The sequence below is a fragment of the Nonomuraea sp. IBHARD001 genome, from assembly GCF_056106265.1.
Window position 1 is genome coordinate 3,252,679 of the sequence record NZ_JBWBBW010000002.1, and the last position, 12,073, is coordinate 3,264,751.

General features: G+C 72.7%; 9 protein-coding genes and 1 riboswitch. Of the genes, 6 read left to right on the forward strand and 3 right to left on the reverse strand.

What is annotated here, in order from left to right; all coding sequences use genetic code 11:
- Positions 1-113 precede the first annotated feature (113 nt).
- Positions 114-1,307, reverse strand: coding sequence for a hypothetical protein (locus tag ACTWNK_RS17070; RefSeq protein ID WP_474304966.1), 1,194 nt, complete (start codon positions 1,305-1,307; stop codon positions 114-116).
- Between the two features lie 138 nt (positions 1,308-1,445).
- Here ACTWNK_RS17070 and ACTWNK_RS17075 point away from each other — a divergent pair, with 138 nt between their 5' ends.
- The 3 genes from ACTWNK_RS17075 to ACTWNK_RS17085 all read left to right on the forward strand — a co-directional run bounded on the left by ACTWNK_RS17075 (position 1,446) and on the right by ACTWNK_RS17085 (position 4,497).
- Positions 1,446-2,591: a serine hydrolase domain-containing protein gene (locus ACTWNK_RS17075; RefSeq protein ID WP_474304967.1), complete on the forward strand. Its 1,146-nt coding sequence runs from the start codon at positions 1,446-1,448 to the stop codon at positions 2,589-2,591.
- A gap of 24 nt (positions 2,592-2,615) precedes the next feature.
- Positions 2,616-3,230, forward strand: coding sequence for a hypothetical protein (locus tag ACTWNK_RS17080; RefSeq protein WP_474304968.1), 615 nt, complete (start codon positions 2,616-2,618; stop codon positions 3,228-3,230).
- A 73-nt stretch (positions 3,231-3,303) separates the two neighbouring features.
- Positions 3,304-4,497, forward strand: coding sequence for a hypothetical protein (locus ACTWNK_RS17085; protein WP_474304969.1), 1,194 nt, complete (start codon positions 3,304-3,306; stop codon positions 4,495-4,497).
- On the opposite strand, the gene ACTWNK_RS17090 is transcribed toward ACTWNK_RS17085, so the two are convergent.
- Positions 4,485-5,363, reverse strand: a complete 879-nt coding sequence (locus ACTWNK_RS17090) for a LysR family transcriptional regulator (RefSeq protein ID WP_474304970.1) — start codon at positions 5,361-5,363, stop codon at positions 4,485-4,487. The genes ACTWNK_RS17085 and ACTWNK_RS17090 overlap by 13 nt on opposite strands.
- 87 nt (positions 5,364-5,450) lie before the next feature.
- Here ACTWNK_RS17090 and ACTWNK_RS17095 point away from each other — a divergent pair, with 87 nt between their 5' ends.
- The gene (locus tag ACTWNK_RS17095; protein ID WP_474304971.1) at positions 5,451-6,647 is read left to right on the forward strand and encodes an MFS transporter; all 1,197 of its coding nucleotides are present in this window, start codon (positions 5,451-5,453) and stop codon (positions 6,645-6,647) included.
- Here the strand turns inward: ACTWNK_RS17095 and ACTWNK_RS17100 are convergent.
- Positions 6,613-7,338 (reverse strand): DUF4386 family protein, encoded by a 726-nt coding sequence (locus ACTWNK_RS17100; protein WP_474304972.1) that lies wholly within the window; start codon positions 7,336-7,338, stop codon positions 6,613-6,615. The two genes, ACTWNK_RS17095 and ACTWNK_RS17100, sit on opposite strands and share 35 nt — an antisense overlap.
- Before the next feature lie 142 nt (positions 7,339-7,480).
- Between ACTWNK_RS17100 and ACTWNK_RS17105 the strand changes: the two genes are divergently transcribed.
- Positions 7,481-8,188, forward strand: a complete 708-nt coding sequence (locus ACTWNK_RS17105) for a TetR/AcrR family transcriptional regulator (protein ID WP_474304973.1) — start codon at positions 7,481-7,483, stop codon at positions 8,186-8,188.
- A gap of 140 nt (positions 8,189-8,328) precedes the next feature.
- A riboswitch (S-adenosyl-L-homocysteine riboswitch) is annotated at positions 8,329-8,405 on the forward strand.
- 19 nt (positions 8,406-8,424) lie between these two features.
- A complete protein-coding gene (gene metH / locus ACTWNK_RS17110) occupies positions 8,425-12,072 on the forward strand; it encodes a methionine synthase (RefSeq protein WP_474304974.1) in 3,648 nt (1,215 codons plus the stop codon).
- The last annotated feature ends 1 nt before the right edge of the window (position 12,073 follow it).

Here is a 12,073-nt window from a genome sequence, read left to right on the forward strand (position 1 = left end):
ACTGGGCGAAATGCGGCCACACCGATGTGTCGTCGGTGTCCTCGGGCACGGCCGCTTCGAGCAGGAGCACGGCCAGCCGGTGCCAGGCGTCGCGGTGCGCGGGAGGCTGCTGATCAAGCGTGACGGCCTGGACCAGGCGGTGCACGGAGATGGCGCCGTCGGCGGGACGCCCGACGAGGCCGTGACTGCGCAGCGCGATGATGGCGGCGTTCAGGGCGACGGGATCGGCCGGCAGCGGCCTGACCTGCTCGGCGACCCGGGCCGGCTCCGGCTCCCGCGCGCCCGTGCCCGGCGCGGCGAACTCCGGCAGCCCCGCGGCGGCCCCGAGCAGCAGCCGGTACGGGATCGCCTCCGACAGGTAGCAGGCCAAGCAGCCGCAGCAGGGCGACGGCCGCGGGCCGGTGCTCCTGCAGATGGGCCAGCGCCATGCTCCAGGTGGAGGCCACGCGCTCGGCATACCCCCACGCCTCTCCCTCGCCGAGCACCCGCATCCGCTGCTCGCTCAGCAGGTCGAGGTAGGCCGCCAGGGAGATCCCGGTCGCGGTGATGTACGCGCCGCACTGCACCAGGGCCAGCGGCAGCCCGCCGAGCTGGGCCGCGATCTCCTCGGCCAGCAACATCTCGCCCTCGCCCGGGTCGTGGTGCCCGGCGCTCTCCAGGACGAACGACGCGGCCACCGGCAGGTCGAGCACGCCGAGCTCGAGCCGCGTCGCAGTCGGCCAGAGAGCCGAACGGCTGGTGATCAGCACCCGGCCGGGCCCGGCGGGCGGCAGCAACGCCTGGACCGAGGCCAGGTCGGGCGCGTTGTCGAAGATGAGCAGCCAGGGCCGGTCGTAGGCGGCCAGCAGGGCGTGCACCTGGTCGGCCACGTGCACGCCTTCGCCGCTCTCGGCGCCGAGCACTGCGGCGAGCCTGGCGAACTCGGCCGTCAGCACGGCCGGGCTCTCGGCGGGCAACTGCCACACCAGGGCGCACTCGTGCTGGTACCGATGGGCGTACTCCGCGCTCACACTCGTCTTGCCGACCCCGCCGAGCCCGTGGACGACGACGATCACCGGCGTGGCGTCCGCGCCGGGAGGCGTCAGCCACTCGTGCAGCACGGCCAGGCACTCGTCGCGCCCGGCCAGGCTCGGCGGCCGTGGCGCCAGCCGTACCGGGCGGAGGGGCGGGCGGGCGCGCGCGGTCACGAACGTGTCGCCCGTGTTGATCGTCGAGCTGATCAGGTCCCGGCCCACGCCCACGGCCTGCCTGCCCGAGGTCTGGGTGCGGCGGCCGGGCTCAGGGGCGGGAGCCGAGGGGAAGCTCATGTGCCCACTGTGCTACAGCCGTCGCGTGCCACCGAGGCATGGTCGCCGACCTGTTACCGGGTGCGACGGTGAACCGGGCGGGCCCGGCGTGCGTTCTCCTGATCATCGGCAGCACCTCACCGCACGGAAGGGCACACGATGCGTCGACGGGGAGCGATCCGGCTGGCCGCCTTGCTGACCTCGGCCGCCACCGCCTGCAGCGTCCCGGGGGCGGGCACGGCGCGGGCCGGACCGCCGCAGCCGGACTGCGAGAAGATCCACCAACGCCAGGGGAGCGGCTTCTACGAGGACAACCCCACCTATGCCGACAGGCGCGACGACTCCGCCGACTGGAAGCGCTCGACGCCGGAGGCCGAAGGGCTGGACGGCGTCAGGCTCAAGGCGGGGATCGCCTCGCTGGCCCGCACGTCCTCGCTGACCAGCGTCATCGTGATGCGCCACGGCAAGCTGGTCGAGGAGGCCTACTTCCACGGCGGGGCCGCCCATCTGGCCCGTAACATCCACTCCTCCTCCAAGGGCGTGCTGCAGGCCCTCGTCGGCATCGCCGTCGCCGAAGGGCACATCGGCGGGCTGGACGACCGGGCGAGCGCATACCTGCCCGCCGCCTACTTCACCGGCCCGGGAGCCGACAAGAAGGACATCACCCTCGCCCAGCTCCTCAGCATGTCGTCCGGCCTGAAGTGGCAGGAGGACCGCACCGAGAAGAGCATCGAGAAGCAGCGGAACTGGGTACGCGCCATCCTGGCCAGGCCGCTGGCCCACCGGCCGGGCACGACGTTCACCTACGGCAGCGGCAACACCCACATCCTGTCGGCCGTCCTGCAGAACGCCACCGGCATGAGCACCTGCCGCTACGCCGAGACCCGCCTGTTCGCCAAGCTGCGCATCACACCCGAACACTGGGGCCGCGACCCGCAGAAGGTGTACTCGGGCGGCTACAACCTCTACCTCAGACCGCGCGAGATGGCCAGGTTCGGCCAGCTCTACCTGAACGGCGGCCTGTGGAACGGCATGCGCGTCGTGCCGCGTGCCACCGTCGAGCAGGCCGGGAGAACGTCGTTCACCGTGGACGAGACCTACGGCTACTCCTCCGGGTGGTGGACGCGGACCGTGCGCGGGGTGGAGATGTTCTTCGGCTGGGGATTCGGCGGGCAGTTCCTCTATGTCATCCCGAGTCTCGACATCGTCTTCGCCACCACCCAGGACACCTCACCCGACGCCGACGGCGTGGTGGTGAACGAGGGCCGCTTCATCCGGGACCACCTGCTGCCCGCCGTACGGTGACAGCCCGGGCCGGTGGGGTGTTGCATGGGCAGGGTGATCGACGAACCGCTGGAACGCCTCAGGGCCGCCGCCCGCCGCACCCGTGAGCTGGCCGAGGGGCGGGCGGAGACCGGGCTGGGCCATCAGGACGCCGACGACGACGCCGGTACGGTCGCCACCGACGGCGCGGTCGGGTTCGACCCGTTCGTCCTGCTGCGGGCGCTCGATCGCAGTGGGGTACGCGTCGTCGTGATCGGGCAGGTGGCCGGCATCATGCACGGCTCGGCCGAACCGACCGGCGACCTGGACCTGCTCTGGGACGGCGCACCCGCCCACGCGCCCGCCCTGGCCGAAGCCTTCGCCTCGGCCGGGGCCCGTCTCCACGACGACCGGGGCCGCACCCTCGCGGTGCGCGCCGACGCCCTGCTGCGCCCGAAGGTGGCGTTCACCTCGCCGGGAGCGGGCGGCGACTGCTGCACGGTGGACCTGCCCTGGGGAGCCGTCCGCGTGCGCGACTGCCTCGACCGCGCGCTCACCGCCGTCGACACCGACGGCCTGCGCGTCCACTACGTCGGCAGACAGGACCTCATCGACATGCGCCGCGCCCTGGGCCGCCCCAAGGACCTGCGCCGGGCCGCCGAACTGGAGGCGCTCACCTGACCGGCCGCGGGGTGACACAACTGCGGCTCGCGGCGTACTTCCGTGCGCCCGCGCCGGGGGATAGGCGTGGAGGATGCCGCACAGCCTTCCCACGACGACGCCGGCGCGGGTGTGGCGGCGGCTGGCCGCCTGCGGCACGGTGGCGGAGCTGCTGGAGGCGGCACACGAGATGTGGTGCGGCCGGGCCTGCGCACGCACGTCCGGCTGCACGTTCCTGCACTACCCGAGGACGCCGCCGCCCCCCGCGCCGCCACGCTCGGCACGTTCGCGCTACACCAAGGACACCGCGCACCTGTTCCCCCTCATGGGCGGCGGAGGCTACACGCCGGGCACGCCGCAGGCGCACGAGGAGAACCTGTGGCCGATCCTGCGCGCCGCGACGGCCGGGCTCGACGACCCGGCGGCGGCATCGGGCGAGGACTACCGCGACTGGTCGAACAAGCGGGCGGCCTCGGCGTCCGAGCTGGTGACCTACGCCGCCCGTGACAGTGTCCAGTGGATGGCCAACTGGTGCGGCGAGCGCTACGCCGACCTGCCGACGGCCGTGCACTACATCGCCTTCAGCACCATCTGCGACGACCTCTGCGTCCCGCCCCTCGACCTGGTGCACGGCCGGTTCCGCATGTACGGCAGGTCGGCCGCCGATCTGGCCGCCGCGATGGAGCGGCAGGGGTGGGGCCGGGACGGGACCCTGGTCATGCTGTCGCTGGCCCGCCAGTACGTCGTGCAGTACGCCGAGAAGGTCCATCCCGGCCTGCACGCGAGGCTGAACGGCCTGAACGGCGTGTGGGACGCGGTGATCCACCGTACCCACACCGCCAACACCTACGGCGCCGCGGTCGTCGTCGGCCGGGTGTGCCGTGCGGGGCCGCTGTCGTGGACCTGGCTGATGGACAGCTCCATCTGCGACGCGATCTCCATGGACCTGTGCAAGTCGGCGATGGACGTCTACCGGCTCGACGACCACCCGCCCACCGGGCACGACCACGGCGAGCGGCGCAGGCGCACGGCCTACCAGTCGGTGTACCTCGACCTGGCCGACGACCTCGTCACCGGTGGCGCGCCCGAAGCGCTCGTGCATTTCGGGCGGGCCGGATTTCTGTTCGTCCAACTGCAGGAGCGCTACCACGAGCGGCGCCTGGGCCGCCGGTTGCCGCTGCGCCCGGCGATGGCGGCCCGGCTGGCCGACCTGTTCGGCGACACCCCGGCCGACCCGCCGATCGACCACCTCTTCCGGCCTGCCCGGCCGCTCGGCTACCCGGCGTAGGCCGCCATCGCCTCGCCGAGCGCGCGTACGGCGGTGCTGTCGCGGTCGCGGTGCCAGGTCAGGGCGAGTTCGGAGTCGGGCAGTCCGGTGACGGGCACGGAGGCCAGGTCGCGGCGGGAGTGGTAGAGCGCGCTCGGCCCGCACAGCAACATGGTGCCGCGCCCGCCCGCGATCATCGTCAGCGCCTCCTGCAACGTGCGCACGGCGGGCCCGTGCGCGATGTCGAGCCCCCGCGGTGTGCGCCGGGGCGCCTGGGCCAGCCGCCAGTACGCGGGCGCGGGCTCGGCCACGCCGATGAGCACGCACCCAGCCAGTTCCTCGGCGTCGATCTCCGCCCGCCCGGCCAGGTGATGCCCGGCGGGCACGACGAGCGTCTGCCGTTCCCTGGAGAACACCGGGCCCGCCACCAGATCGGGCTCGCGCACGGGGGCGAGCACGATGGCGGCGTCGACCAGCCCGTCGCGCAGCGCCCCGAACGGATCGCACAGCGGCAGCTCGTGCAGGCTGAGCGCGCCGCCGGGATGGCGCTCGCCGAACCCGGTGAGCACCCCGGTCAGCCGCTCGTTCAGCGGACCGGTGAAGCCGAGCCGCAACGGCTGCTCACGCGCGCACGCTCCGGCCACGACGGCGGCCAGCGCGTCGTAGGCGGGACGCAGGTCGGCGTGCAGGCGCTGCCCGTGCGGTGTCAGCCCGACCCGGCGGCTGGTGCGCTCGACGAGCCTGGCGCCGACCCGCCGCTCCAGGGCGGCGAGCAGCTGGCTGACGCGGCCCTGCGACAGGTAGAGCCGTTCGGCGGTCCTGCCGAAGTGCAGCTCCTCGCCCAGCACGAGGAAGCACTCGAGTTCCTTGATCTCCAGCCCGGCCACGCCGCCCCCGCATCGATGAGTGTGGCTAATGCAAGGATGCGCACTTCGTCGTTGTTCCCGTGCGGGCCCGGCCGAAAGGCTGAAGGCATGTCCGAAACCCCGCTCAGGAACCGGCCGGCGATTCTCACGCTGGCCACCGCCACCTTCTCCGTCGTGACCACCGAGATGCTGCCCGTCGGCCTGCTCACCTCCGTCGCCTCCGCCCTCGGGGTGTCGGAGGGCACGGCCGGGCTGACGATGACCGTGCCCGGCCTGGTCGCCGCCGTGTCCGCGCCGCTCGTCGCCGTCGGGGCCGGGCGGCTGGACAGGCGGGTGGTGCTGTGCGCCATGGTGGCGCTGCTGGTGCTGGCCAATCTGCTGTCCGCGCTCGCTCCCGTCTTCTGGGTGCTGCTGACGGCCCGGGTCCTGGTGGGGGTGGCCATCGGCGGGGTGTGGGCGCTGGCGGCCACGCTGGCCGTACGGCTGGCTCCGGGGCGGGCGGGCACGGCCACGTCGGTGGTGTTCAGCGGGGTGGCCGTGGCCTCGGTGCTCGGGGTGCCGGTGGGCACGCTGGTGGGGGAGGCGGCGGGATGGCGGGCGGCGTTCGGGGCGATGGCGGGCTTTTCGGTGCTGGTGCTCGCGGTGCTGGCCCGGGTGCTGCCCGCGTTGCCCGGCGAGCGGTCGATCGGCGTCGGGGCGCTGCTGGCGCTGGCGCGGGTGCGGAGGCTGCGGGCCGGGCTGGCGGTGACGGTGCTGCTGGTGAGCGGGCACTTCGCCGCCTACACCTATGTGCGCCCGATCCTCGAGCAGGTCTCGGGACTGGCGTCCGGGCTGGTGAGCCCGGTGCTGCTCGTGTACGGCGCGGCGGGGATCGCGGGCACGTTCGCCGCGGGCGGCGCGGCCGTGCGGTGGACGCGGGGGAGTGCGGTGACGATCGGCGTCGTGCTGGCGTCGGCCGTGGCGGCGCTGGCCCTGACGCAAGGACTGCCGTTCGTCGCGGTGGGGCTGGTCGTGGTGTGGGGCGTGGCCTACGGCGGGGTGTCGGTGGCGATGCAGGTCTGGCTGTCGAAGGCGGCGCCCGGCGCGCCCGAGGCGGGGTCGGCGTTGTTCGTGAGCTCCTTCAATCTGGCCATCTCGGGCGGGGCGCTGCTCGGCGGCCGGGTGGTCGACGCGCTCGGGCCCACCGGTGTGCTGTGGGCCGCCGCCGCGCCGGCCGCCCTGGCCGCCGTCGTCGCGTGGACGGCGGCCGGAGGGGCGGCGGCCCCGGCCGCTACGCGCCTGGACGGCGGGCGTAGGACCGGGTGAGGAGGATCGCGGCCAAGGCCAGCAGCCACACGTGCACGGTGGCGACGCCGAGACTGGTCAGCCCGCCCGCGTCGAAGCCCGCGAGCTCGGCCAGCGGCAGCAGCGCGGCCCCGGTGGCGAGGAACCCGAGCAGGGTCGCCCAGCCGGGCACGTGCGCCCTGACGGCCAGCGTGGCGCACGCGACGGCCGCCGCGCCGAGCGCCGCGACACCGAGCAACTCGCCGATCCCGCCCCCGAAGCCGTTGAGCATCTGGAACTGCACGTCGAGGACCTGCCGCAGCGACGCGTCCGCGCCGTCCCACCCGCTGGCCAGTGCGGGCATGGCGGTCAGCCAGCGCAGGATGCCGATCGCCCTGGCCAGGGCCGAGAGCCCGGCGAGCACCACGGCGACCCTGGCCAGGCGGTGCTCACGCCCGTACACGCCGACCAGGACGGCGATCACCGGCAGGAACAGCAGCGAGTACGCCAGATAGGCGAGGTACCCGGCGCGTACGGCGGGCTCGTTCTGCGCCACCAGCGGCAGCACGACCGACGCGGGCTCGCCGAGGCTGGCGGGCCAGTTGATCGCCTGGCCGAGCACGACGGCGGGAACCGCGATGAGCAGCCCTTCGACGGCCAGGAGCACACCGGCGCCGCGCAGGCGCCGCCGTCCGGGAGCGGCGAGGGGGAGGGGGGAGGACAGCAGGGTCATGGCGAATGCGCCCCTTTGGTCGAATGGGGAGAATGTTTCCCTGACGACGATAGGTATGTCTAACACTGTTAGTCAATCCGACTGATGTTAGGCTGAGCCCGAAGGCGGTCAGGGGCCGCAGGGCATGAGGAATGGGGCGCCGGTGGGCGAGGGATCACTGCGGGAACGCAAGCGGGCCGCGACGATCGAGGAGATCAAGACGGTCGCGCTGGAGCAGCTCGCCACCCAGTCGGGCCAGATGACGCTGCGCGGGGTCGCCCGTGAGGTGGGGATGACCGTGCAGTCGCTCTACCACTACTTCCCCAGCCGCGACGACCTGATCACCGCCCTGGTGACCGACGCGCACGCGGCACTCGCCGACGCCCTGCAGACCGTCGGCGACCGTACGGCGGGCGCGCCCTCACGCGAGCGGATCGCCGCCGCCGCATCCGCCTACCGGCGGTACGCGGTCGAGCACCGGGCGCGCTTCCTGCTCATCTACGGCACGCCCGTGCCCGGCTACCGTGCCCCGGAGGGCGGGCCGACGACGGACGCGGCCAGACGGCTCGGCGCGGTCCTCACCCGGACGGTGTTCGGCGACTGGAGCGAGCGGGAACTGGCCGCGATCAGGGCGCCGGAGCCGGACGAGCGCCTGGCCGCCGCGCTCGGCGCCGCCGCCTCGGTGCTGGCGCCCGGCCTGCCCGCCGCCGCCTTCGGCCTCGCCCTGGAGCTGTGGGGGCGGCTGCACGGGCTGGTCATGCTGGAGGTACTCGGCCACCTGCCCTGGCTCGGCGCATCGGCCGAGGCGAACTTCGACGCCGCCATGCTCAACGCCGCCGCCGATCTCGAACGTCACCGTCAGGCCACATAGCCGCTACCCCCGGCCACACGTCCCGCCAGGCTTGCTGCCAGGTGCGATACGGCGCCAGGCCCTGGTCGAAGCCGGTGCTGAACGTTGTTCCGGATCAGTTCTTCTCGCGTCCCCATCGCCTTTTCGCTACCCTGGACGGCGAGGTCGAGAGGCGCTGCAACGGACCACGGGTCCGCCACGCTCGACCCCGATCGACACCCAAGGGCGCCTCCCTATACAAACGGGAGGTGGCCAGGGTGGAGACGACTGTCGACCGCGCGAGCAGGACCCAGGAGCTCAAGGAGCTGCTCGGCCGCCGCGTCGCCGTTCTCGACGGCGCGTGGGGCACGATGCTGCAGGGGGCCGGACTGACCCCCGACGACTACCGGGGCGCGGGCCTCGGGCTGGAGAACCACTCACGTGACGTGACGGGCGACCCGGACCTGCTCAATCTGACCAGGCCCGACCTCATCCTCGACGTGCACAGGCAGTACCTCGCCGCGGGCGCCGACATCACCACCACCAACACCTTCACCGCCACCAGTGTCGGCCAGGCCGACTACGGCCTGGAGTCGCTGGTACGCGAGATGAACGTACGCGGTGCCCAGCTGGCCAGGCAGGCGGCGGACGAGGCGGGCGGCAAGTTCGTCGCCGGTTCGATCGGCCCGCTCAACGTCACGCTGTCGCTCTCGCCGAGGGTGGAGGACCCCTCCTACCGCGCGGTGACGTTCGAGCAGGTGCGCGACTCCTACGCCGAGCAGATCAGCGCCCTGGCCGAAGGCGGCGTCGACCTGCTGCTGATCGAGACCATCTTCGACACGCTCAACGCCAAGGCCGCCATCGCCGCGGCCCGCGAGGTCGCGCCCGACCTGCCGCTGTGGATCTCGGTCACGATCGTCGACCTGAGCGGCCGCACGCTGTCCGGCCAGACCGTCGAGGCGTTCTGGCGGGCGATCGAGCACGCGCACCCGCTGGTGGTGGGCGTCAACTGCTCGCTCGGCGCCGCCGAGATGCGCCCGCACGTGGCCGATCTGGCGCGTTTCGCCGGCACCTACACCGCCTCGCACCCCAACGCCGGTCTGCCCAACGCCTTCGGCGGCTACGACGAGACGCCGGAGGAGACCGCCGGGCTGCTGCGCGAGTTCGCCACCTCGGGCATGGTCAATATCGTCGGCGGCTGCTGCGGCACCTCGCCCGCGCACATCTCGCGCATCGCCGACGCCGTCAAGGGGCTGGCCCCCCGTCCGATCCCGGCCCCCGAGCAGCGCACGCGCTTCAGCGGCCTGGAGCCGTTCGAGATCGGCCCCGACACCGGGTTCGTGATGATCGGCGAGCGGACCAACGTCACCGGCTCGGCGCGCTTCCGCCGCCTGATCGAGGCCGACGACCACCAGGGCGCCGTCGACGTGGCGCTGGAGCAGGTGCGCGGCGGCGCCAACCTGCTCGACGTCAACATGGACGCCGACCTGCTCGACAGCGAGACGGCGATGACGACCTTCCTCAACCTGATCGCGACCGAGCCCGAGGTGGCCCGCGTCCCGATCATGGTCGACAGCTCGCGCTGGAGCGTCCTGGAGGCGGGCCTGCGCTGCGTGCAGGGCAAGGGCGTGGTCAACTCCATCAGCCTCAAGGAGGGCGAGGAGCAGTTCCTCTTCCAGGCCAGGCGCATCCGCGACTACGGCGCCGGCGTGGTCGTGATGGCCTTCGACGAGCAGGGCCAGGCCGACACGACCGAGCGCAAGGTCTCCATCTGCGCCCGCGCCTACGACCTGCTCACCCAGCAGGCCGGCTTCCCCGCCGAGGACATCGTCTTCGACCCGAACGTGCTGGCCGTGGCCACCGGCATCGCCGAGCACAACGGCTACGCCAAGGCGTTCATCGACGCGCTCCCGCTGATCAAGCAGCGCTGCCCCGGCGTCAGGATCAGCGGCGGCATCTCCAACCTGTCCTTCTCCTTCCGCGGCAACGACGTCGTCCGCGAGGCCATGCACTCGGCCTTCCTGTTCCACGCGGTGGCGGCCGGGCTGGACATGGGCATCGTCAACGCCGGTCAGCTCGCCGTCTACCAGGACATCCCGGCCGAGCTGCTCACGCTGGTCGAGGACGTGCTGTTCGACCGGCGCGAGGACGCGACCGACCGGCTGGTCGCCTTCGCCGAGACCGTCAGCGGCGAGGCGGGCGCCCGCCGTACGGTGGACCTGAGCTGGCGTGAGGCGCCGGTGCGCGAGCGGCTGGCGCACGCGCTGGTGCACGGCGTGGTCGACTTCATCGAGGCCGACACCGAGGAGGCCAGGCAGGAGCTGCCGCGCCCGCTCGATGTGATCGAGGGCCCGCTGATGGACGGAATGAAGATCGTCGGCGACCTGTTCGGGTCCGGCCGCATGTTCCTGCCGCAGGTGGTCAAGAGCGCGCGTGTGATGAAGCGCTCGGTGGCCTACCTGGAGCCGTTCATGGAGGCGGAGAAGGAGCTGGCCAGGCTGGAGGGCCGGGCCGAGGCCGTGCGCGGTCAGGGCAAGGTCGTGCTGGCCACCGTCAAGGGCGACGTGCACGACATCGGCAAGAACATCGTCGGCGTGGTGCTCGGCTGCAACAACTACGAGGTGATCGACCTGGGCGTGATGGTGCCCGCCTCGGTCATCCTGGACACCGCGATCGCCGAAGGCGCGGACGTCGTGGGCCTGTCCGGTCTCATCACGCCCTCGCTGGACGAGATGGTGACGGTGGCGGCCGAGATGCAGCGCCGGGGCCTGACGCTGCCGCTGCTGGTGGGCGGCGCCACCACCTCGCGCCAGCACACGGCCGTGCGCATCGCCCCCGCCTTCGAGGGCACCACCGTGCACGTGCTCGACGCCTCCCGCGTCGTGGGCGTGGTCTCCGACCTGCTCGACGCCGAGCGGGCGGGCACGCTGGACGTGGCCAACAAGGCCGAGCAGGAGCTGCTGCGCGAGCAGCACGCCAACAGGCAGCGCAAGCCGATGCTCACCCTTGAGCAGGCCAGGGCCAATGCCGAGACGGTCGACTTCACCGACCTGCCGGTTCCGGCCTTCACCGGGATCAAGACCGTGACGCCCGATCTGTCGACGCTCAGGGCCATGATCGACTGGCAGTTCTTCTTCCTGGCCTGGGAGCTGAAGGGCAAGTACCCCGCGATCCTGGAGCAGGAGGTGGCCCGCGAGCTGTTCGACGAGGCCAACGCGCTGCTCGACCAGATCATCGCGGACGGCCTGTTCCAGGCCAGGGGCGTCTACGGCTACTGGCGGGCCCGCCGCGACCAGGACGACATCCGCATCGACACCGGCGACGGCGAGCTGCTCATGCCGATGCTGCGCCAGCAGACGGCCAAGCCCGAAGGCAGGCCGAACCGCTGCCTGGCCGACTACATCGCACCCGAGGGCGACCACATCGGCGGCTTCGCGGTGTCGGTGCACGGCGCCGAGGAGCTGGCCGCGACGTACGAGGCCAAGCACGACGACTACCGGGCCATCATGGTCAAGGCGCTGGCCGACCGGCTGGCCGAGGCGTTCGCCGAGCACATCCACCTGCAGGCCAGGCGCGACTGGTACGAACCCGATGTCGAGCCGCTGCTGGAGGACCTGCACGCCGAGCGCTTCCGCGGCATCAGGCCCGCGCTCGGCTATCCGGCCTGCCCCGACCACAGCCCGAAGAGCGACCTGTTCGAGCTGCTGCGGGCCGACGAGCAGGGCATGCACCTGACCGAGTCCTATGCGATGACGCCCGCCGCGAGTGTGAGCGGCCTGCTGTTCTCGCACCCGCAGTCGCGTTACTTCACCGTGGGCAGGCTGGGCAAGGACCAGGTCGAGGACTACGCCGCGCGCAGGGCCATGGAGCAGAGCGAGGTCGAGCGCTGGCTGCGCCCGAACCTCGGCTACGAGCCGCAGGCCTGAC